At 57.0% G+C, this 22,104-nt stretch carries 23 protein-coding genes; 12 read left to right on the forward strand and 11 right to left on the reverse strand.

Annotated features, from left to right (window positions below; translation table 11 throughout):
• Positions 1–516: an arsenate reductase ArsC gene (locus tag BGI01S_RS16400; RefSeq protein ID WP_042327073.1), complete on the reverse strand. Its 516-nt coding sequence runs from the start codon at positions 514–516 to the stop codon at positions 1–3.
• Positions 517–769: 253 nt separating this feature from the next.
• Here BGI01S_RS16400 and pstS point away from each other — a divergent pair, with 253 nt between their 5' ends.
• The 7 genes from pstS to BGI01S_RS16440 all read left to right on the forward strand — a co-directional run bounded on the left by pstS (position 770) and on the right by BGI01S_RS16440 (position 6,821).
• A complete protein-coding gene (pstS, locus tag BGI01S_RS16405) occupies positions 770–1,789 on the forward strand; it encodes a phosphate ABC transporter substrate-binding protein PstS (RefSeq protein ID WP_042327074.1) in 1,020 nt (339 codons plus the stop codon).
• Positions 1,790–1,851: 62 nt separating this feature from the next.
• The gene (gene pstC, locus BGI01S_RS16410) at positions 1,852–2,883 is read left to right on the forward strand and encodes a phosphate ABC transporter permease subunit PstC (protein WP_084585395.1); all 1,032 of its coding nucleotides are present in this window, start codon (positions 1,852–1,854) and stop codon (positions 2,881–2,883) included.
• Positions 2,883–3,740 (forward strand): phosphate ABC transporter permease PstA, encoded by an 858-nt coding sequence (gene pstA / locus BGI01S_RS16415; RefSeq protein ID WP_042327013.1) that lies wholly within the window; start codon positions 2,883–2,885, stop codon positions 3,738–3,740. Before pstC ends, pstA begins: the two co-directional genes overlap by 1 nt.
• On the forward strand, positions 3,727–4,515 hold the full coding sequence (gene pstB / locus BGI01S_RS16420; protein ID WP_084585396.1) for a phosphate ABC transporter ATP-binding protein PstB: 789 nt from the start codon (positions 3,727–3,729) through the stop codon (positions 4,513–4,515). The genes pstA and pstB overlap by 14 nt, the downstream gene beginning before the upstream one ends.
• Before the next feature lie 9 nt (positions 4,516–4,524).
• Complete coding sequence (gene phoU / locus BGI01S_RS16425; RefSeq protein ID WP_042327015.1) at positions 4,525–5,238, forward strand: phosphate signaling complex protein PhoU; 714 nt, start codon at positions 4,525–4,527, stop codon at positions 5,236–5,238.
• Positions 5,239–5,248: 10 nt separating this feature from the next.
• Positions 5,249–5,977: a phosphate regulon transcriptional regulator PhoB gene (phoB, locus tag BGI01S_RS16430; RefSeq protein ID WP_042327016.1), complete on the forward strand. Its 729-nt coding sequence runs from the start codon at positions 5,249–5,251 to the stop codon at positions 5,975–5,977.
• 502 nt (positions 5,978–6,479) lie between these two features.
• Positions 6,480–6,821, forward strand: coding sequence for an ArsR/SmtB family transcription factor (locus BGI01S_RS16440; protein WP_042327018.1), 342 nt, complete (start codon positions 6,480–6,482; stop codon positions 6,819–6,821).
• Between the two features lie 166 nt (positions 6,822–6,987).
• Here BGI01S_RS16440 and BGI01S_RS16445 read toward each other — a convergent pair whose 3' ends face one another.
• The 3 genes from BGI01S_RS16445 to arsH are packed head-to-tail and all read right to left on the reverse strand — an operon-like array spanning position 6,988 to position 8,499.
• On the reverse strand, positions 6,988–7,461 hold the full coding sequence (locus tag BGI01S_RS16445) for an ArsI/CadI family heavy metal resistance metalloenzyme (protein WP_042327019.1): 474 nt from the start codon (positions 7,459–7,461) through the stop codon (positions 6,988–6,990).
• Positions 7,462–7,800, reverse strand: coding sequence for an ArsR/SmtB family transcription factor (locus BGI01S_RS16450; RefSeq protein WP_084585397.1), 339 nt, complete (start codon positions 7,798–7,800; stop codon positions 7,462–7,464). It lies immediately after the preceding gene.
• 9 nt (positions 7,801–7,809) lie between these two features.
• A complete protein-coding gene (gene arsH, locus BGI01S_RS16455) occupies positions 7,810–8,499 on the reverse strand; it encodes an arsenical resistance protein ArsH (RefSeq protein ID WP_232624384.1) in 690 nt (229 codons plus the stop codon).
• 436 nt (positions 8,500–8,935) lie between these two features.
• Between arsH and BGI01S_RS16465 the strand changes: the two genes are divergently transcribed.
• The 3 genes from BGI01S_RS16465 to BGI01S_RS16475 are packed head-to-tail and all read left to right on the forward strand — an operon-like array spanning position 8,936 to position 11,192.
• Entirely contained in the window at positions 8,936–10,186 is a 1,251-nt protein-coding gene (locus BGI01S_RS16465) for an MFS transporter (protein ID WP_042327021.1), read from the forward strand.
• 30 nt (positions 10,187–10,216) lie between these two features.
• The gene (arsN2, locus tag BGI01S_RS16470; RefSeq protein WP_042327022.1) at positions 10,217–10,651 is read left to right on the forward strand and encodes an arsenic resistance N-acetyltransferase ArsN2; all 435 of its coding nucleotides are present in this window, start codon (positions 10,217–10,219) and stop codon (positions 10,649–10,651) included.
• Between the two features lie 19 nt (positions 10,652–10,670).
• The gene (locus BGI01S_RS16475; protein ID WP_042327023.1) at positions 10,671–11,192 is read left to right on the forward strand and encodes a gamma-glutamylcyclotransferase family protein; all 522 of its coding nucleotides are present in this window, start codon (positions 10,671–10,673) and stop codon (positions 11,190–11,192) included.
• Between the two features lie 256 nt (positions 11,193–11,448).
• Here BGI01S_RS16475 and BGI01S_RS16480 read toward each other — a convergent pair whose 3' ends face one another.
• From BGI01S_RS16480 to BGI01S_RS16500, 4 genes are all read right to left on the reverse strand, one after another.
• Positions 11,449–12,243, reverse strand: a complete 795-nt coding sequence (locus BGI01S_RS16480) for a hypothetical protein (RefSeq protein WP_052400490.1) — start codon at positions 12,241–12,243, stop codon at positions 11,449–11,451.
• 177 nt (positions 12,244–12,420) lie between these two features.
• A complete protein-coding gene (locus tag BGI01S_RS30590; protein WP_167335655.1) occupies positions 12,421–12,663 on the reverse strand; it encodes a BPSL0761 family protein in 243 nt (80 codons plus the stop codon).
• Between the two features lie 321 nt (positions 12,664–12,984).
• Positions 12,985–13,449, reverse strand: coding sequence for a hypothetical protein (locus BGI01S_RS30250; RefSeq protein WP_157004206.1), 465 nt, complete (start codon positions 13,447–13,449; stop codon positions 12,985–12,987).
• 586 nt (positions 13,450–14,035) lie between these two features.
• Positions 14,036–14,650: a hypothetical protein gene (locus tag BGI01S_RS16500; RefSeq protein WP_052400491.1), complete on the reverse strand. Its 615-nt coding sequence runs from the start codon at positions 14,648–14,650 to the stop codon at positions 14,036–14,038.
• Between the two features lie 205 nt (positions 14,651–14,855).
• Here BGI01S_RS16500 and BGI01S_RS29630 point away from each other — a divergent pair, with 205 nt between their 5' ends.
• The gene (locus BGI01S_RS29630; protein WP_084585398.1) at positions 14,856–15,092 is read left to right on the forward strand and encodes a helix-turn-helix domain-containing protein; all 237 of its coding nucleotides are present in this window, start codon (positions 14,856–14,858) and stop codon (positions 15,090–15,092) included.
• 91 nt (positions 15,093–15,183) lie between these two features.
• On the opposite strand, the gene BGI01S_RS31130 is transcribed toward BGI01S_RS29630, so the two are convergent.
• Positions 15,184–15,735, reverse strand: coding sequence for a hypothetical protein (locus BGI01S_RS31130; RefSeq protein WP_232624326.1), 552 nt, complete (start codon positions 15,733–15,735; stop codon positions 15,184–15,186).
• 395 nt (positions 15,736–16,130) lie between these two features.
• Positions 16,131–18,557: an SEC-C domain-containing protein gene (locus tag BGI01S_RS30840; RefSeq protein WP_084585400.1), complete on the reverse strand. Its 2,427-nt coding sequence runs from the start codon at positions 18,555–18,557 to the stop codon at positions 16,131–16,133.
• A 366-nt stretch (positions 18,558–18,923) separates the two neighbouring features.
• Between BGI01S_RS30840 and BGI01S_RS16515 the strand changes: the two genes are divergently transcribed.
• Entirely contained in the window at positions 18,924–20,819 is a 1,896-nt protein-coding gene (locus tag BGI01S_RS16515; protein WP_232624325.1) for a hypothetical protein, read from the forward strand.
• A gap of 438 nt (positions 20,820–21,257) precedes the next feature.
• Here BGI01S_RS16515 and BGI01S_RS30260 read toward each other — a convergent pair whose 3' ends face one another.
• On the reverse strand, positions 21,258–21,890 hold the full coding sequence (locus BGI01S_RS30260; protein WP_157004207.1) for a hypothetical protein: 633 nt from the start codon (positions 21,888–21,890) through the stop codon (positions 21,258–21,260).
• Between the last annotated feature and the right edge of the window lie 214 nt (positions 21,891–22,104).

The raw sequence follows: 22,104 nt of genomic DNA on the forward strand, positions 1-22,104 counted from the left end.
TTACTCTCCTTTTTCGCGCAACGAGGTGCCGATTTTCTGCATTTCGTGCTGCACCGCAAGGCAGTCGAGTTTCTCTAAAGGCAGACTGGTGAAGAGTTCGATGCGCTTGCGCATCTGCACGTACGCCTGCAGGAAAGCCCTGCGCTTTTCGTCGTCGGTGCCCTGAACCATCGACGGGTCCGCCACGCCCCAGTGTGCCACTGCCGGATGGCCCGGCCATATCGGACAAACCTCTCCGGCTGCGTCGTCGCAGACCGTGAAGATGAAGTCGATTTGCGGTGCGCCATCGTCAGCGAATTCGTCCCAGCTCTTGCTACGCAGCCCGTCAGTCGAGATGTTTTGCGAACGCAGCAGGTCAAGCGCGAACGGATTGGGTGCCGTACCAGGGTAACTGCCCGCGCTATAGCCAACGAAACGGTCGCCGGCGAGGTCATTAAGCGCAGCCTCCGCGAGGATGGAGCGAGCAGAATTGTGGGTACACAGGAAGAGTACCTTGTATTTGCCATGCTCGGTCACGAAGTTCTCCAGTCCGATGCCAGACGATTGCACGTTATATATCAACATCTCCAATCTAATGGAAATGACATGTCCCGACAAGTTCTTCGGGGCGGATGAGGCACCCAGGACAGCCTTGGCTCACGAGCCGTCACAGAAAATTCACGTCGGCTCGACCTTGTCACCCGAATGTCACGAACTATACTTAGCATCCCGACAGTCGTAACGTATCTAGTTTTATGGAACTGATGCTTACTTACTGAGGATGGCCAAAATGAATACGCAGTTTATGCAACGTCTGGCGGGTGTTGTCGTGGCTGCAACCTTTGCGGTCGCCGCCCACGCAGTGGAAATCACCGGGGCAGGCTCTACCTTCGTCTACCCCATTCTTTCGAAGTGGTCTTCCGACTACAACCAGAATACGGGCACCAAGGTCAATTACCAGTCTATCGGTTCCGGCGGCGGCATCGCACAAATCAAGGCGGCGACGGTAGATTTCGGCGCGACTGACATGCCGATGTCCGTCGAGGACTTGAAGGCGAAGGAAATGGGGCAATTCCCGTCGGTTATCGGCGGAGTCGTGCCCGTCGTCAATATCGAAGGTGTCGCACCCGGCAAGATTCGCTTCACCGGTCCACTTCTCGCAGACATTTATCTTGGCAAGGTCAAGAAGTGGAGTGACCCGGCCATCGCCAAAGTCAACCCAGGCCTGAAGTTGCCGGATACAAATATCACAGTGGTGCATCGTTCAGACGGCTCCGGGACCACGTTCAACTGGGTGAACTACCTCTCGAAGGTGAGTCCCGAATGGAAGAGCAAGGTAGGCGAAGGTACGTCTGTCGCGTGGCCGACCGGAGTGGGGGGTAAGGGGAACGAAGGCGTCGCCGCATACGTAAACCGCTTGAAGAACTCCATCGGATACGTCGAGTACGCGTACGTCCTACAAAACAAGATGACGTACGGCTCCATACAAAACAAAGCCGGCAATTTCGTGGAACCGAATGCCAAGTCGTTCCAGGCCGCAGCGGCGACCGCCGACTGGACGAAGGCGCAGGACTTTGACCTTGTGATGACCGACGCAGCCGGCCCGGATGCCTACCCGGTGACTGCCACCACGTTCATCGTCATGTACAAGCAGCCCAAGAACGCCGCGCAATCCAAGGCGACCATCGACTTTTTCAAGTGGGCACTGGAGAAGGGTCAACAGCAGGCGCAGTCGCTTGACTATGTTCCCCTACCCGAACCCCTCGTCAAGCAGATTGAGTCGTACTGGTCGACCAACTTCAAGTTCTGACGCTCCCGCAATCCACGGTGGCGCCGGCCGACGGCTTCGCGCCACCGGTAGAGGAAAAGCAGATGCCTACCACTGCTGAAGAACTGGCGAAAGGGCTAAACGGTGAACGCCGCAAAGGCACTGTGCTCGGAACCGAGTTGACGTTTCGTACGCGAAAACGCTGGCTGCCCGACGCAGCAGCGGACCGCATGTTCTGGTTAGCGGCCCTATCTGCTGCAGTATTTGTGCTGGTCCTTCTTTCGGGCACCGCCCTATCAATGCTATGGGGCGGCCGTCTCGCATTTCAGACCTTCGGCTGGCGTTTCCTTATCAGCAGCGATTGGGATGCCGTTGCACACAAGTTCGGTGCGCTCATTCCGATTTACGGCACGTTGGTCAGTTCCCTTATCGCGTTGCTTATCGCAGTTCCAATCAGCTTCGGCATCGCGATGTTCCTCACCGAAATTGCACCGCGCTGGATGAAGGGTCCTGTCGGCACGGCCATCGAATTGCTCGCGGCGATTCCGAGCATCATCTACGGCATGTGGGGTTTGTTTGTTTTTGCACCCGTTCTCGCCGACCATGTTGAGCCATGGCTCATCGACACCCTGGGTAATGCATGGCTGATTGGCCCTCTGTTTTCCGGTGCGCCCATAGGGCTAGGGATGCTGCCCGCCGGCCTCATCCTCGGCATCATGATTATTCCGTTCATCACGGCCGTGATGCGTGACGTATTCTCGGCAACGCCACAGATGCTCAAGGAGTCGGCTTTTGCACTCGGCGCAACGCGGTGGGAGGTGATTCGCAAGGTCGTGTTGCCATACACCCGGTCCGCCGTCATCGGCGCCATTTTTCTCGGACTGGGGCGGGCCCTCGGCGAAACGATGGCGGTGACATTCGTACTGGGCAACGCCCATGACCTGAGCGTTTCCTTGCTCAATCCGAGTAACTCGATTGCGGCAACGCTCGCCAACGAGTTCACGGAAGCTGACTCGCCCATCTATCTGTCATCACTCATTGCCCTCGGCTTTGTCCTGTTCGTCGTCACGTTCATCGTGCTCGCGTTCGCGAAGCTGCTGCTGTTGCGACTCAATCGCATGGAAGGAGCAAAGTAATGAACGGATTCGACATGGGGAAGTTCAGGCGTCGGCGCATCACAAACAATATCGTGTTCGTGCTGTCGGTCTTGTCGACACTTTTTGGTCTCTTCTGGTTGTTCTGGATTCTCGCGACGACCGTTATAAACGGGTTTGCTGCGCTGGGTCCAAGCCTCTTCACCCGGATGACACCTCCCCCGGGGCAGCAAGGTGGTCTGTTGAACGCACTGTATGGCAGCTTCCTGATGATAGGTATCGCGGCCGTCATCGGCGTGCCACTGGGTCTGATGGCAGGCACGTATCTGGCCGAGTATGCCCGTAGCACACGGCTTGGCGCGGTGGTTCGTTTCGTCAATGACATCCTGCTGAGCGCGCCGTCGATTGTCATCGGGTTGTTCACCTACCAACTCCTCGTTCGGCCGCTGGGACACTTTTCTGGCTGGGCAGGGGCAGTCGCTTTGGCCATCATCATGTTGCCGGTCGTTATCCGCACTACCGACGAGATGCTTCAGCTCATCCCGGACAGCATGCGGGAAGCCGCATTGTCGTTAGGCATTCCGCGCTGGAAAATCAATTCGCGCATTCTGCTGAAGGCGGCTAGCGCGGGCATCGTGACGGGCGCCTTGCTCGCGGTCGCGCGTATCAGCGGGGAAACGGCACCGCTGTTGTTCACGGCACTGAACAACCAGTATTGGTCGACCACCCCGAACGGGCCGCTCGCCAACATTCCGGTCGTCATCTTCCAGTTTGCGATGAGTCCGTACGAGGCGTGGCACACCCTGGCGTGGGCCGGAGCGTTCCTGATGACCGTGTTCGTGCTGGCACTTGCCATCCTGTCCCGCACCTTCTTCAATCGCGCTCATGCCTCCCGTTAAGATGCCATCCGCCCGGACTACCGAAGCGCGCATCAGTGTGCGCGGACTCAACTTCCACTACGGCCGGCGCCAGGCGCTGTACGACGTCAACGTCGACTTCCCGGACCGCGAGGTGACTGCCATCATTGGCGCGTCGGGCTGCGGCAAGTCGACACTGTTACGCGTGCTGAACCGGATGTATTCAGTTTATCCGGACCAGACCGCCACCGGGATTGTCGAACTCGACGGGAGGAATATTCTGGAACCGCGCTTCAGATTGAACGAGTTGCGGCTGAAAGTGGGCATGGTGTTTCAGAAACCGACGCCTTTCACGATGTCGAATTACAAGAACGTCGCGCTGGCCATCACACATCACGAGGCCCTGACGCGTAGCGAACTCGACGAGCGTGTTGAGTTCGCGCTGCGTCAGGCCGCTCTTTGGGACGAGGTCAAGGACAAGCTCGACCAGAGCGCGCTCGCGCTGTCTGGCGGACAACAGCAGCGCCTGTGTATTGCCCGCGCGCTTGCCATCGACCCTGAGGTGTTGTTGCTGGACGAGCCGACCTCTGCACTGGACCCGATAGCCACCGGGAAAATTGAGGACCTGCTGCATACGCTCCGCAAGCATTACACCGTGGTTATCGTGACGCACAACATGCAGCAGGCAGCCCGCGTCTCTGAGCACACGGCATTCATGCATCTGGGCAAGCTCGTGGAGTTCGGGACCACCGCGCATATCTTCTCAAAACCGACGCAGAAGGCCACCGAGGACTACCTCACTGGCCGCTTCGGCTGAGGAGCGAACATGCCGGACAAACATCTCTCAAGCCAGTTTGACGCTGACCTCAATCTGCTCTCCACCAAACTGCTCGCAATGGGCGGACTTGTGGAGTTGCAGATTGCACAGGCGATGCATGCGCTGGACACGTTCGATATGGCAATTGTGGACCAAATCCTTGAGGACGAACACCGGCTCAATGCGATGGAAATCGACATTGACGAGGAAGTTAGCAACATCATCGCGCGTCGGCAGCCGGCTGCCCGTGACCTGCGACTGCTGATGTCCGTTTCCAAGACTGTTACTAATCTTGAACGCGCCGGCGACGAGGCAAGAAAAATTGCGAAGCGCACGCGCCGCATCGACAAGGACAGCGCAGCGCGGACCATCAATATCGCTGAAATCAAGCTCTCCGGCGAGATGGCTTCGCATATGCTCCGTCGGGCACTGGATGCATTTGCGCGGCTGGATACTGTCGCAGCGACGCAGATTGTCCAGGACGACCACGCCATCGATGAGGAGTTTCGCGCCTTCGTGCGAAAGCTTGTGAGCTACATGATGGAAGACCCGAGGAGCATCTCGGTTGGCCTCGACTATCTGTTTGTTGCAAAGGCTATCGAGCGTATCGGTGACCACGCGACCAATATCGCCGAATTCATCGTCTATGTCGTCGAAGGTACTGATGTTCGTCACGTGTCCCGTAAGCATCATATGCGGGACGCGCCCGGTAGCAAGGAATAAAGGAGACGCGATGCCCCCGAGTGTTCTGATTGTTGAAGATGAGCCCGCAATAGCCGAACTACTGGCCATCAACATTAAACACGCGGGATATCACCCGCTGCAGGCGCGGGATGTCAATGCCGCGAATGCACTGGTGGCAGAGGTGCTGCCCGACCTCATTGTCCTCGACTGGATGCTGCCGGGAACGTCTGGTCTGGTCTTTCTCCGTAGGCTGCGGGCAGATGCCCGGACACGGGAACTTCCCGTCATCATGTTAACGGCGCGCACTCAGGAAGAGGACTCGGTGGATGGTCTTGAAGCCGGAGCTGACGACTACATGGCCAAGCCCTTCTCCCCGAAGGAACTGGTGGCTCGCATCAAGGCGGTTCTGCGCCGGCGCGCTCCCCAGCGCACCAATGATGCCGTAACCGTCAATGGGCTGACGCTGGACCCGTCAACACACCGCGTCTATGTCAAGGAGAACGGCGTCCAGCTACCCGTACATCTCGGCCCGACCGAGTTCAAGCTTCTGCATTTTTTCCTGACGCACCCGGAGCGTGTTCACAGTCGGACCCTGGTTCTCGACCAGGTCTGGGGTGACCATGTTTTCATCGAGGAGCGCACAGTCGACGTGCATATCAAACGGCTCCGTTCCGCGCTGAAACCAGTCGGCTATGAGGCCATTATTGAAACCGTACGTGGCAGCGGCTACAGGCTTACTCGATTGCCGCTGACAAATCGTATGGAGAAGGCGGCGTAGCCAGCGCAGTTATCGCGCGGCATTGCATCGGCGCTGTTTCGCAACTGTGGCATTCCGGATAGAACAGGCGACAGAACGTGAAGGCTGTTAGACACCACGAGGACTCACGGGGCGAGCACCAGGCGGGCAACGCTATCCCGAAAGACAGGCCGGTTCTGAGTTCGCGAGAAAAGCATTACGTCGTCTGGGGGATTCTCCGGCTCACCCTCGGTATTCTGCAGATGACGTTCGCCGCAGCCGCCATCCTCCACCTGATTTTTGTTGGCCTAACGCCAGCGACTCTCAGTTACGCTGCTGTCGCGACGATTGCAACGTTGCTGAGCCGGCTACTGTTTCGCGGTCGAAGGGGACCTCGTCGGTAACTACCACCTTATCGGCAAGCCACTGGGTGAACGCGGCAGCACCGCCTTCGTGGGAACAGCAACCCACAAAACTGACCTGTCTCGCCGCTGACATCTCAATAGCGTTAGAATCATCGACTTACCTAGACCACGTGTGCATCATGAAGGAAAAAGACGCCATCAAAGCCTTGTCCGCGTTGGCCCAGCCCACACGCCTCGGCATTTTTCGACTGCTCGTGACGGCCGGCCCGGACGGATTGAGCGTGGGCGTTATCCAGGAGCAACTGGAACTGGCGAGTGCAACGCTGTCCTTTCACCTGAAAGAGCTGACGCACGCCGGTCTGGTGACCTCACGCCAGGAAGGCCGCTTCGTCTACTACGCACCAGAAATTGAGCACATGAACGACCTGGTCGGATTCCTCACCGAGAACTGTTGCCAGGGAGTGGATTCGGCTGCCTGCACGCCGAAGAAGAAGGTGAAGTGCAAACCTGTTCCCGCGTAACCGGACTCCGAAGCGATAACGCCCCCTAGAAACGAGGCGCCGTGGGACGTCGAAGCACATCGCCACTGGGCGACCAGTCCCACCTGAATTGAATTCCGTTCGAAACCGGCGAAAATTCGGCCTCCGACGGCCGCCTTGGGCGGCCGTTTGTTTTGATGCTGCGGATTCAGCCGCAGCAGACCTTTTTCTCAATCACAGCGGGGATGGAGGTGGCGGGGGCGCAGCACGCGCCACTGGACTCCGACATGGCCGCCTGTCGGCTGTCTGCGCCGAACACAGGAATGTTGCCGAGCGTGTGATAAGTCTCCCATGGCACTCCAGCGGGGTCCTGCGTCCAGTACTTGTTGGAACTCGCGTAGCAGCACTGCGCGCCAGGCTGGTCCTCGACGGTGACGCTTCCCGCGACAACCTGCGCGCGCAGAGCCACCAGCTCCTCGTCGCTGTCGACCTGGAAGCCCAGGTGATTGACGCCAGTCTCGCCGCCGCGCGCCGAAATGGCGAAATTCATGCGCGGGTCTTCGAGCATCCATTTCGCGTAATCGTCTTTAAGCACAGACGGCTCGGCACCGAACATGCTGCTGTAAAACCGCACGCTTTCGTCGAGTTTCGGGACAACAACGTGCACGTGAAATCGCTTCATTCAAGCCTCCGTTTCGTTGGTCGCGCAGCCGCATTGCTCTGCTTGCTCGGCCGCGCAGCAGTTTTCCATCAGGAAATCCATGAGCGTCTGCATGTGGTCATAGCTGGCGCAATAGATGATGAACCGGCCCTGACTCTTGCCTTCGATGAGCCCTGCGTGTGCGAGCTCCTTCAGGTGGAATGACAGCGTGGGCGCAGGCAGCCCCAGCTTTTCAGCGATGGCGCCAGGACTCATACCCGACCGTCCAGCGGTTACCAGAAGGCGAAAGACCGTGAGACGGGTCTCGTGCGCAAGCGCCGCGAGCGCCTTGACTGCCAACTTCGAATCCAGGGTTGCCATCACAGTCCTTTATTGGTTACTCGCCTGAACTTCCTTGCGAGAATGGTCGGCGATTGCCCGGGAAGCTAGGTCGGTCGCGGGGTCGAGCGGACGACCGTCCTTCACCCGTTCGCTGTAACGGTCGACCAGATAGTCGGCACGGCCGCGAAGCAGCAGCGTGAACTTCACGAGTTCCTCCATGACGTCCACCAGTCGGTCGTAATATGACGACGGTTTCATCCGGCCGTCCTCTTCAAACTCTTCAAACGCCTTGGCAACCGACGACTGGTTGGGGATGGTGAACATACGCATCCATCGTCCCAACTGGCGGAGTTGGTTCACCGAATTGAAAGATTGCGAACCGCCGCTGACCTGCATGACGGCAAGCGTGCGACCCTGCGTGGGGCGGATGCCGCCGCTGACCAGCGGCAGGTGGTCAATCTGCGTCTTTATCAGACCGGTGATGGTGCCGTGCCGCTCCGGGCTGCACCACACGTGCCCTTCTGACCATAGCGACAACTCGAGCAGTTCCTTCACTTTCGGATGGTTCTTCACGTCGACGTCGTCTGCGTGCGGCAGACCGCGCGGGTCGAAAATCCGCGCTTCCGCACCGAACGTCTGCAACAGGCGAGCGGCTTCCTCGACAAGCAACCGCGAATACGACCGCTCCCGCAGCGAACCGTAGAGCAGCAGAATTCTTACCGGCGGCTGCCCCTCCATTCCGAGGCGTGTTGCGATATCGGTGTCGAAAATATCTGTCCTGGCGGCCGGGAAGCTCTGGTCGCCATTGATTGCGTGAACTGTCATCTCATTACCCTGCTATTTGACATTTCCAATTATATGGAGGCGTTTGGTCGATTCAAGGCGCTTTGCAGCGCCTCGGAGCACGACCGTCATCATCTCATTACTTGCATTCTACTACATTTCCGGTATTCTAGAAATATGAAATGCTTGGGGCTGTCATGGACTGCGAAGACCGGGTTACGACGGAGTCGCTCCCGCCTGTGTCGGGAAGGGGCCCCCTTCACGAGCGGGTCGCCGCTGTCATCACGCATAGATTCGCGTCGACAACATTTTTTTGCTACGCCACCTTTCGCACCGGCAGCGGCACCGTCCACAAACTGAGCCAGATGAGGGGCTGAAAAAATTGAGCACAATGTCGAGCCGAAGTGAGAACGTCAGCGGAAACACCGCTCCCCGAGATAGCAAAGACAGTCTGGTTACATGGGCGTTGGCGTTAGCGCAGCTAGTCTCCTGGGGCTCCGTCTACTATTCATTTTCCCTGCTGGTCGTGCCCATGGAGCAATCCATGGGCTGGAGCAGAACGGCGACAAATGCGGCCCTTTCGGTCGGGTTGCTGGTTTCCGGGTTTGCCGCATATCCAATTGGTCGCTGGATTGACCACGGATTCGGGCGCCGCGTGATGGTGGCCGGTACGGTCATCGCAGCCGGAATGCTTTTGCTTTGGGCCGACGCGCAGTCGCTGACGGTGCTCTTTGTTGCATGGATTGGCCTGGGAATTTCCATGGCGGCCACGTTCTACGACCCTGTCTTCGCCGTCGTCACGCATCGTTATCCACGAAGCTTCCGAACCAAAATCACGCTCATCACGTTGGTCGCTGGATTCGCCAGCACGGTCTTCATACCGTTGACCCAGTTGCTGGTTGGCTCGGTCGGGTGGCGCACGTCGCTGGTTGTTCTCGCGGCATTGAACCTGATTATCTGCCTGCCAATTCACATACTGGCAATTCGCTCTTCGCGCGCGGACGTGGGCTCCCAACCGAATAATGGCGCTGTGAAACTTGCGAACGATGCGGCCACGCGTCGCGCGCTGCGCACACCGACGTTCTGGGCGCTTGCCGTCTGCTTCACTGCCTACTATGCGACGTTCGCGGCGCTCACTTTCCATCTGGTGCCGCTGATGTTCGAGCGTGGCGTGTCGAATGCAGTGCTCGTCACGACCATGGCTCTTATCGGTCCTGCCCAGGTGGCCGCGCGTGCGGTGTGGTTCACATTCGGCCGCACGCTACACGCCAGCACCGTGGGCATCGTTGTCGTGACGCTGTTCCCGCTGTCGACCATCGTCCTCATATCCGCAGGCCATTCCGCTGCGCTGCTCTGGTTGTTCGCGCTTTGCTATGGCGCCGCGAATGGGATGATGACAATCCTGCGCGGCACCATTGTCCAAGACCTGATGTGGACGGAAGGATATGGCGCAGTAAGCGGCATGCTTTCGTTTCCCTCAAATGTCGCCAAGGGGATAGCGCCGATAGCCGCCGCGAGCATCTGGAGCTTCACGCACGGCTACGTCGCTGTTGAATGGACGGTGTTTCTCGTCTCGATACTGTCTGCAATAGCCTTCTTTGTCGCTGTCCGAGCCGCTCGGCGCGCAATAGCGAGCGCTTGAGACTGCATTATTTCTGCGACGGCATAAACTATGAAAATTCGTGCTGCTTTTAGCGAAGACCTCGACGTCATTAAAACATTGCTCACAAACAACCAATTGGTGGCTTCTGACGTCCACGTGTCCCTGCTCGACAACTTTCTGGTTGCTGAAAGTGAGGACGGCGCGCTCGCCGGTAGCATCGGGTTAGAGCGATTCGGCCAAGATGCGCTGCTGCGGTCGCTAGTGGTCGCGCGCAGCGCTCGCGGCATGGGTCTTGGAGGCAGTTTGCTTTCGCGGATGGAACTGCATGCACGCGCAAGCGGCGTTTCCAACCTATGGTTGTTAACCACAACAGCTGGGGAGTTCTTCCGGAAGAAAGGATACGATGTTGTAGCCCGAGAAAGCGCTCCGATTATGCTCCAGACAAGCTCACAGTTCGCAGACCTCTGTCCGGCAACTGCCGTCTGCATGCTCAAATGGCTGTGAATCATACCGCCAGCAAAAAATGACGCTAACCACAAGACCAGACCATTTCTTGTATTTCGCCTATGGCTCGAACATGTGCGTCGGGCGTCTTAGTGCGCCCGAAAGAGCTCCTTCCACAGCCGTTATCTGTTCGGCATACGTGGCGGGTCGGCGATTGACTTTCGACAAGACAAGTAAAGACGGGTCGGCCAAATGCGATTGTGAATACACCGGGAACGCGACCGACCGGGTGTATGGCGTCGTCTTCGAGATTCATGGCAGTGATAAGGCCGCGCTCGACCGCGCCGAAGGGAAAGGCTATGGATATGATGCGTTAGATATTGAGGTCACCGCGCCAACGGGGCCAGCGGTCATGCTGACGTACATCGCGACGAACAAGAAGGCTGGACTACGCCCTTATGACTGGTACAAGCAGCATGTTCTAGATGGCGCATCGGCAGCGAACTTGCCCGGCGATTACATTAGCATGATTGCCGCCGTTGAATCTATTCCAGACTCCGACGACGTCCGAAGTGCTCGGGAAAACGCGATTCGATGTTGAACGTCCGTGCGGGCGTGGGGAGCATGAATTGCTGACAGCCAATTTGACCGGACGAGCCTGTCGAAGCATCCGCGCGACATGTTCAGTACGCGCGCGGCTTCGTCGCTGCTCAAGTGCGTGACGCCACATCGTATGCTTGAGCTTGCGCATCTTCATTGAATTTCCCTCTAGTCGATTTGTCGAGGGCTCGAGAGTGCATCGGCTGGCCCGTTCAGCGGCCCTGCTCATCTGCTCATGTATCTTCCCTGAAACTACTTTATCGCGACTTTGACTCGCTCTTTCTCGCGGCTACAGCAAAGCGAAGTACGACGTCGACTATGCTTTCTTCGTTCGCGACCTGGATTGAGTCCAGTTCGTAAGTCGGCCCTTCGTGGATGGCGATGACCGCACGCGCTATACCGTCAACTACGCTCACGTCGATACGCGCTTCAGAGGTGGCCCGTGCCTGCCCGGCGGGATGGCGGGCGATGAATACAGTAGCCACAGGTGCACGCGGATACGGCCCGCACGGATGGATGTACCCGCCCGATTGTAGGGCGCCCACCGTACGTTTCCAGATATTTACTCGGGGGTCGACTTCGTCAATTGCAGTCAACGTGGGTTCCGTATCACTGGGCTCATTCTGGTGACGGCCTACGTAAATCGTGACGGAAGTTCGCGACCACTCCGCTGCGTACGCGTGTGCCATCCGGCGAAGCAACCGGTATTGACTCTCATCGCGAAGCGCTTCGATGGGCGAAGTGCCCCCGATATTAGCGTGCCTTGACGACAGATACCCGAGCCTGCAGGATGGTGGCGCCGGGCTGAGGATGCGGCAAACTGCATGCAATCGTTTGAGGTCAATGTTGGGGGCCGACAGGAGCGATGGGTAATAATCGACGCAATCAACTTCTATCGTGAAAACGCTTCCCCTTGCAACCATGCGCGCGAAATGCCCCGCGCTGACGTTGAGTTGCTCGCGGAATTCGTCCTCACTCAGCAGCTCGCCGGAACGCACCATCTGGCGCCTAGCGGCAAGTGCCCGTTGTTCGATTTCATCCCAGAATATCATTGCTATTCAACCCTCGTGCTTCGACAAACCAATGAAATTGAAGACAACGCCGTACGTTTTATCGTTTCGAAAACTCGTGCACAAGCGCTAATAGCGTACAAATTCAGTTCGCCAAATGCTCAGAGCGTTATCTGGCAATGAAGACTTCGTTCTCCTGGGCTTTGCGCATCTCTATCTCTATATCCGTCTTGGCATGTCTAGCCACACTGTTTCCATGGCGATGAGCGCTACCATGCCGTTGTCGAGATAGTGACGCAACACGTGCTTGGCACGCTCCCGCAACATCTCCGTGTCAACGCTTCCTCGCGACTGCGATAGCTCAACCAACAGTTCGCGCGCACGGATTACTGCGAGTGCCCTCTCATCCGGCATCGTCATTTTCGCGCCCTCGTTCGCCATCGGGTTAGACAACTCTGTCATATTTGAGATTCGTTGGACCGTTCGACATTACAACCACGTGCTCGCGCGTTTGGGTTACGTCGTGGCAGTCGTCATCGGCCCGTCGTGGATGGCCAGGGTACCGGACTTCATACCTGGCTCCGAGGCAATAGCCTTTTTCGTATGTCCACAGCTCGGAATCGATAAAGACTTCACGAATTTCGTCTGACTCGTCACTATCGGCATACGAGTCAAGAAACACGACGACGCTGTCCGGGTCAGCGTCTGCCAGCACAGCGATGAGTTCGCGAACTCTCATTGGCAACCTTCCTCCACCTCTTATCTCGGCAGTCGAGATTCCCATCAGAGACCAAGGTGCATGGGAAAAATCGTTCGGAGAACTTTCAGCACGATGTCCCAGACACCATCTTTGTCGTCGTACGCGACTGGAGGAACGTCTGTGCGAGGCTCGTTCTCAGTCGTAATGCTTACGAATGCGGAATGCCTATCAAGTACAAAGTCGAGCCGTGCGACCAGCACCTTGTGGCTCGTCCAGTGGTTTGCAACGCTCTCGACGAACATGGTCATCAGCGGGCTCGGCGCGGTCTTTGGCTCAAGCGGGCGATAGTAGCGGGAAGCTTCGCTGAGATTTATGAGCATTGCAGCTAGGTGGCACGCCGCTTTCGACGACAACAATTCTCGAACATTACGTAGCTCCGCTTCACCGCTTGTTGTACTCAACAACGAGAGCGCATCGCATACTCCAAGGTACTCACCAGCGTGCACGCGAGCAGTCCATAAAACAGGTCTTTCCTCGGCATGGCTCATTCAAGGGCTCCTCACATGGTAGGCCCTCTGACGGTCTGTTGAGTTTAGTGGTCGGATTTACCCTTCGTCCTCGGGCCACTCGATGCGTTGCCGTGGCCGACGGCTACCTGGAATGAGTTCCTCAGTGACATCTTTCCAGGGCTGGCCCTGTCCGATGATTTCCCGGACTCTGTTAAACACATATTCAGCGTCGCTGTTGTACCCACTCGTACCGACCAACTGATATGTTCGCCCACTGGCAGTTCGAGCGGTCCTGGCTTCGATGTTCAGCTCTGTGATTGCGGTGCTCACTCGACCGTCGTGAGTTTCTAGTGAAAATCCCACAAAATGCCGGCCACCGCCAGCAAACTGGCGTATCGACCAAGCCTCAAGGCGCACCGTATCTTCCCCTTCGACGGGAGCGTCATGTAAATATAGAGACACTAGTTTTCTCCAGTTGAAATACCCAGTCCCAAGTCTTCCGCTTCAAGTTCCTCAAGGAATTCAGATACGTCACGAAAGTTTCCCGTTCGAATTTCCATCTGTCATGCTTCCAGGATTTCGCGTAGAGCAGCCGTCTTCGGGTTGTGTTCGTAAGACTTAGAATTCAGGATTCCTCTCTCTTAGTATCGAACAACATTTGCGCAAGACGACGTTGAAAAGCGACGTCTTGATGTGCTCGAAGCGGAGACCGAAAGTTTCGCGCCTTGCGCAGCGCGACGGTGGCGACCGTCGCGCGCAAAATATCGTCATCGGAAAGGTGGGTGGTCGCACGAGTACCGAAACCGCGCAGGTGAACTTCAAGCGCCGCGCGTGTGATTTCGTCAAACCCGCGCTCCTGGTCGACATCAATGCGGGATGAGGCGGTCCGGTGCGTAAACTCAAAATCTCGCGACGCGAGAATGACGAATGGGTCATCGCGATTCGCGAGGAAGTCCAGCACAGCCTGCTCCTTCGTACCTCCGACGGTGTTGAGGACATTGACTACACGCCTCCCGAACCCATGACCCGCTTCCCGCAGATTCCTGAGGTCGTAATACAGCGGCCAGTCGTTCCCGACCACAATCACCGTCCCTGGATACGCGCTGAGTGTTTTCCCGAGCAGCAGGACATCCCTCTCCAGCGAGCGGGTGGCCTCCGGCGCATTTTCACAAGTCGTCAGTGCTGGATGGCGACTCATCGAGCCGAGCACGCCACTTACACAGAAAAAGACGAAGACCATACTAGCTCCGACCATTCAAGAGCGACGGCAAGGAGAACCGGCCCAGGACAGGGGTTATCAATTCGCGTCGAACAAGCGTTGGGCGCTTTTCAGCTATCCCGTGGTATATCCGACAATTGAAATTGTAGATGTTTACGCAGTATGTGTAAACACGGTAGATGTTTGAAGAGTAGACGAAGGTACGACGTTCGGCCACGCTCCGGGGATGGACGAAATTGATAAGAAGGACCTCGACCCCTGGCTGCGACGTAGGCTCGCCCATAACGTTCGCCGACTGCGAACAGCGAAAAAACTGTCGCAGGAACGCCTAAGTGAATCCTGTGGATTTCATCGGACCTACATCAGCCAAGTTGAGCGGTCGGTGACGAACATCACCTTAGATAATTTGCAGCGGATAGCAGAAGCGCTGGGCGAAGAGCCGCCGGTTCTGCTCAAGCCATAGACCGGCGCTCAGGCGCTCGCCAGGCACCCCGATGGGTGCATATCAAATTGCTATCGCGGGAGTACGCCAGTCGTTGGCTGGCCGGATACTCTTAAAGGCACCAGCCGATTTCTCTGAGAACGAATCCCGTTGCATGCAGTGCAAGTTCGGCGTCTTCGTTGGATACCTCTCGCAATTGGTAACGCTGACGCTCGTTCTCTTTCCCACGAGGATGAAGCAGGTTTACGGCTTCAAGTGCGGCACGGACGAGACGTTGATTTTTTTCGCCAAAGTGGTCTCTTACTGCTGTTATGCAAACGCCAAGGTCATCTTCGAGCGATTTCTTATTTCCCGTCAGGTGAAACAGCCACCGAGCGCCAACCACCGCGCAGAGATTCCGGCATTGGTCTACAACCGATGTCGGCGAATCACGATATGCGACGTTCATGACCCGGGTGTAGGCCTCAGATACTGCTTTGTGGCTATATTCAGGGATTACCGACAGGTCGAGGGACGGCAGAACGCCGAACGCGGATTCTGCTCGAAGAGTCACCAGAACGTCCTGATTAACCGTCAGCTCAGTTTGCAGGATTCGCCAAAGGGAATATGCCCCTACTCCACCGATTGCCAGTTGCAGACCTTCCCCGCGCTCGGGACGGTTCAAGAGAGCAGTGCAGTGAATGAATACGCTTAGTTCTTTTCGTACTCGACCGTCACTTCTACCCTGGCCGAAGTCAGACGATGAAAACGGATGAGCATCAACTGTGACCCACTCCCAGCTTATGTTGCTGGAGGTTTGGAATAAACGGCCCCGTCGGACTCGAGACACTGGGTCAAATGACTCTTCTCGGAAAATCCAATGGAAGGGGTCGCTGTCCATCCCGCGTGGCATGCTCGCTAGGTCTGACGTCGACTCAATCAGCTTGCACTGTGAAACCATTGGTGTAGGGACCGCAAGACGGCTCGGATTCTCTTTGCCCTCGTAAATGAAGCCGTTCTGCCGTTCTATTCCTAGGCGGGACATAGGTTCCTCTCGGTTTGTATCTTTATCCGACGCATCTAAGCGCCCCTCTGTTCGTCATCAGGCAGATGGCACTTCTTGTATTTAACGCCACTCCCGCACCAGCACGTATCGTTTCGCCGAGGGAGCTTCGCCGGTCGTTCTTTCGGAAGAGCAGGTCCCGACGCAGACTCCGGGAATCTGAAAGGCACGGGTGCTGGGACAGCGGGGAAGGCCGGCCGCGCCTTTTGGCGCATTTCTGCTGAGCGTGCTTCTGCCACCGTACGACGATGCGAACCCGGCATCGGAGCTTTCACTACCCGAAGGAAAGCATCCACGACGCGACTTTGCATGTCATAGGTGATGACAAACGCCTGGACCGGCTCCTCGTCTTGCATGACTGAAAACGCTTCTGCTTCCGAGTTCATTCTTTCGAGACCGGTGTCAGCGTTTTGCCTCTGCAAGAAAAGCATCGCCGGCTGCCCCGCCAACGAGAGCAATGTCCATCGCTCCCGGTGCTCCCGTAACGTAGGCGCCAGCTTCCGCAACTGTGAGGCCAGCAGCTGTCTGGTGTCTGACGCGCAATCCAGCAGCAGGGCTTGGCCAGCCAACCAGCCCGGCTTTCGCGCCTCGTCAAGCGCGTCGCACAGAGCCCGAAATTCGGCTGGGGCTTCCTGGCGAGGGCGTGCCCGCAACGGCCATTGGTTGTCACGAAAATAGCTATCAACGACATCGGACAGACCACCGGTAACTATCTGGTCGGCCTGGTCCAGCATCTCACGCAGTTCGACGTCGAACCGGTTCTTCTTGATATAGAAGCCAAGGTGGTCGAGTTCGTCGAATATCATCGTCCCGCGAATCCCGGCGGCCTGCTGGCGGACCGACAGATAGTGAAAAAACTCGCCCGCTCCAGGCAACAGTTTTGTGAGAACAAACAGGTCGTCAATCGAGAGCGATACGAACGGATGTTTGCCCAGTATAGCTTCGACATCCGGAAGCTCCTTGCACATTGCAGAAAACGGCGAGAACGACTCGACCGTTAGACCAACAGGAATACACACCCGGTAATCGCTGAGTCGAAGACGTACCACTTCTTCGTAGTGACCTTCACGAAGCCGAAACAGCGGCACCTCTTCCGCTGATGATGCGTACGCGAAGAATCGCTTTGTCTGCTCATACGCTGCTGTCACCAGTTGCTGGACCGCCCGGACATGATTGTTGAAGTTCGTCGCAGGATTGTGCATTGGCATCGCGCCAGCTTTCGCCTCAAGCTGAACGAGAACATCGTCAACTAGCACAAGAACATCGTTCTCCACCCATTTGCCGGTTACCGGATGAGGGTAGTAGACCTCCTTGAAAACGCGTGCGCCGCGAAGCTGTCTCGCGCATATCTTCTCGAACGCCTCTTCGGACATGCGTTGCTGCGCGTCCTTCCACCGCTGGCGGTCTCCGGGAAGCCTCGCCTGAAGACCCCATTGAATGGCGCGGTAGGCGCTGTCGCGTACAAAACTTAGGTCAGGAGCGTAGTACCCGTCATCCAGCCTCACTGCCGGCCGAATCCGCGCCGGAAGCGTGCGCAGCGGCGTGCCACAGAAGTCGCCAGGCGCAAAGAATTCATCGTTGCCGCCACGTTCGAAGGCAAGGTCTGCCAGCAACGCCTGGGGCAATGCCGTCTTCCTTGAGAGGTTGCAGATACCGCCTTCGAACAAGTCCAGCGCTGCCTCCTCTCCCACCGCCGCAAACTGCGGATTTTCGTCCACCAGCGACCGCCACGCATCATCCACTGATACGCCTAGCTTTGCCGCCAAGGCTTCGAGCTTAGCCTTTTCTTCTTTCAAAGCGGCATACGCTTTCGAATGCCCGGACATCATGGAGTCAGTGATTTGCTGGATGCCGTCCGCAATTTCGTTCGCTCCGACGCCATAAGCCTGTCGCAAAGCTTCTTCGTGTGGGCCAAGTACGTAGCAGAAAAACTCCTTCTCCAGCACCTGGTAGCGATGGCCGCGCAAACTGACCCAACTTGTCTTGGCCCAAAACTCAATCTGTCCAGTCTCGGGCCCAAATGCCCCGTCGCCATCAGATTTCGTGCTCGCGACTGCGAACCAGTAGGAAGAAGCACGCATCTTCTCGCATAGCGCGATGAGTTCTTCCGCAGCCCTTTCGTCAAACTGCGCTTCCTCCTGCTCCGGTCTGAAGCACGACAAAATCGCATGAATATATTCGAGTGCGAGCTGCGGCGCCTGACTGGTCGAAGCAACGGAGTCTGCCTGAGCTTCGTGGTCGTTCGTCACCCGGAGAAGAAGGCCCCACATATACCCAAGCAGATGCCTCGGGTTATGCGAAAGGACGTTCGCCTTGATTTTGTTTGCTAGCTCCTCCATTTCGATGCGAACCGCATCGCCGGCATTTTCTGGGAGGGCAAATGGAATCGCCGGTTGCGCGTCCTGCGGTGCGGCTGGTCCCGGCTCGTTATTGTCGTGGGTCATGATTTAGACCAGCATCTGTTCGAAATTGTCATAGACAGGGAGCGCACGGAGATAAAAAACTTCGCCAGCACTTATTTTTTGTTCGCAGACAATTAAACCGCAGCATATCTTCTCCACGCAAGACGCTCATCCGCGACGCAGTGGCACCAGCCGGGGCAGCGGCCTCCAGCCGTATCGGCTGCGACTTGACACCATCGCAAACACCCCGTATGTTTTCAGCTATGGGCTAGTTGCCGCCCGTCAGCGTGTGCGCTCCCTCCCGGGAGTACGGCAAAGGCAGATTCTGTAGCACCTCAAAACCGAGTTTCCGTCCCGGAGCCCGGCAATGCACACCGTCGATATTGGCTCTGCTGACTGGAGACTGATATGTCCTCCCCTATTGCCATGCCTTTGGAGGCTCAAGCCTCCGCCCTCGTGTCGTTCCTCGCACAAGCACAGCAAACCTTGGCCACATCGGCTGCACTTGAGATTTGCGGCGGTATGCGAGCCGCGAAACTACCTCCCGCACGCTTCCTGAAAGCCGCGCTGGCTGAACAAAACATCGAACTCAAGCACACGTCCTGCCTGAAAGCCATTGCATTGATGGACGGTTTCGCGGGACACGTATCGCGACCGAAACCAACCTGGCTAGTGGCACGATATATCTTCGAGGCGCCTGCCATCACCCCCACGGTAAAGAGTCATCCAAAGGGAGCAGATGCCACGGCTGACCTGTGCACACGTCTCGCTGATGACCTGTCCGACACAAAGGAACGGCCATACGGCTTCGTGTTTCGTGCGTCTGACTATATCGAATTCATTTTTGAAGGCGAACCGCAGCCCGACGCGCGCTACATCCTCTCCTGTAAGGGGCCCGGCGATTCGCCGGCGGTACTTGAAGAAAGCGAAGCCCTGAATGCAATAGAACGCGTACGACGCGTTGTCGAAGGCCAATTCAACGGATGGCTCGACGGTGCTGCGAAAATTGCTCAGCCGAGAACAGGCAGACTGCGGCTGCTTAAAGACGGTATGGTCATAGCCGAAGGCATGGAATCGGCCATACTGGCTGCGTGTGAAGCCGACGGCGATTTTGACCTCCAGTCTGAGTCGCTCCTACGTCTGCCAGCAGATGGTCGCCGCTATCGGGTTTTTCATGTTGTCGCCGGCAGCGACCAGCGTGTGCCGGTTGAAGATGAAGTACTTGAGCGACTTTGGCGGCGGCTGGAGGCGTTCTATCGATTCAACGAAACCGACTTCTCGTGGTTTCTCGGTCGTCGACAAGAAGAACACAAAGAGGGCCGCTTTGTATCCGACGGCTTTGACGAAGAGCGTTTGTCCTATGAGCTCCAATCTCGAGCCATTTCACCCGGCGAGGCAGCCGCGCTAGCTGGCGTTAGCTCAGAGGAGTGGCAGGCCGCGATGGAGCGGGGTGAGTTGCTCCGAACATCCCTTTTTAGCCTAACGAGCGGCCTGGGACTGTCCTCGGCTAATGACCTCTATGTCGATTCAAGGGCACCGGTCTGGATGCCAGTTTCCGGCGGTGAGGAAATAGCCCTCTGGATGCGAAACTTTGACCACCTCCGTCTGACTGTATCTGGGGTTGCCAAAGGCGCCCCACTTGCAGAGCGGAGTCTCGAAAAGCTGATGAAGCTATACAGGCGCGCACCGGACCCTATCTCTTTGCAAGCCGTGCTCACCGAGGCGGAAGCAGCCGGACTTCGACTATGCGCCACAATCGAGAAACGGTTCGTCAGCGACTTGCCAATCGCGCGGGAGCGGCTGGCAATGGTAGGTCATCTATCGATTTGGGACGGCAAGGAGATTGAGAAGCTCGGCCCTCCGAAGGCAGGTACCGACGATGATAACGAGGGTGAGGAATGGACCACTATCGACGAGGAATATCTGGTCCGGTTCAACTCCGCCTCTGTCACGGTTGATGATTTGATTGCCCTTCAGGAAGAGGTCACGCGCGCTCGCCACGAAGGACAGGAGCCCGGTTGGGAAACAGCGACGTTTGCCGCAGCAAGGGTGTTCAAGGGGCGCGCCGGCGCTGCTCACCTGGCACACACAGCAATCACACGCATGACCGCCATGAGTCATCTCATTCAGACAGGCGCTCTTGCAGCTTGGATGGAGAAGTCAAATGAGGCGGACGTCGAACTCGTGCCGAAGAACGTCTTGAAAGCTGCTGCGCGGTGTCCCTTGGTTCGCGTCAGAAACGAAGCGGGATTTGACGCGGCGACGTTTCGACATTTCGCGCTGGAGTACGCCGCCGGAAATTGAAGTCCCATTCGACCATCAACCTGATGAAGCGTTGCGGCTAGTTACGATGGCGCACCGGAAATCGCTCGGTGCGTCGTTTCACCGCCAACTTGGTTGCCGCATGGCTTCGTGTCGTCAATCGGCTAGCGGCAGTCACTCCGTCATAGCGTTGGCCTTCGGTCTCGGCGCTGCTCCTCGGATTGTGCCCTTCGTACAGCAGGCGCGCGGGCATTCATTTAAAACTATCTCCTATAGGACATGCGAGTCGGTCACCGACAATCGCAACATCCATCAACACGAGGAGGAGTAAATGCAAACCAAAGAGCTAAAACAAACAGGAACGGCGGAGCCGAACCTGCCTTCCGTCGAACCAGCGTCACCTCCCGAGAAGGACGGCAACTGGCCTATCTACGTGGCTATTATCGGATGGGCACTCTGGATTTGGGGGTTTTTTCGGCACTAGTCCAACCACCACGTCTTCACAAGCAGCATCGCTGTACCAAAAATCAGCATGCCTACGCCTTGCCACGCTCTTTTTGACGCAGTTGCGGCCGCCGCCTTCAATATGGCGAGCGATTCGCTAACGTTGGTATTAACGCTGGTCACAAGTTTCTGCGTTTCCTGATTGGAAAGGATAACTCCCGAGGCCGTCCAGAGAGCGCCTAGCGCTAAAGCCAGGTCGCCCGCTGTTTCGATGAGCTTAGCCGATGCTTTCAGAGCTTCCTTCGCGTTTTCCGTCGACTCATGGCCGGCAACGCCGTTCTTTACAAACAGGCTGACGAAAACTACGCCTGCGAGTGCCATCACACAATAGAAGAAGAGCGTCGTTACTTTGTGCTCAGTCTTCAATGCGTGTTTCAACTTCTTCCAGCCGACCCATACTTCGTCCGGAAATTGGAGGCAGTTCCTCAGCAGCCGACATGCTGGCGACTTGCACCTTCCACGGTGGCGCAGAGTACAGCGGGCAACATCGGCACGGTAAAGATACAGATGTCCATCCGGTACAGGCGGTTGTAGAAGCGAAGCAGGCGCGACTGCTGCACGTTCGTCCTTTGTCAGGTTGCCGATTTTTATTAGCTTTTCGTCTTGCATCTTTGCTTGTCAGGTGCCGCGAAAATCGTTGCCATTCTGGAAAGCATGGCCTCGTGGCAGAGGTTAATATTCGTCCACCCGATTATCGGCATGCGTACGAGGACCTTTAGCCTTAGGGGCACCGCAACCTGTTGTCTTCGACGTACCCGCCCCGTACCCGACCAGCACAATCGTCAAGAGCACCGCACTGCCTTGCCATGAGGATGAGGTAACC

It is taken from the genome of Paraburkholderia ginsengisoli NBRC 100965 (assembly GCF_000739735.1).
Lineage (GTDB): Bacteria > Pseudomonadota > Gammaproteobacteria > Burkholderiales > Burkholderiaceae > Paraburkholderia > Paraburkholderia ginsengisoli.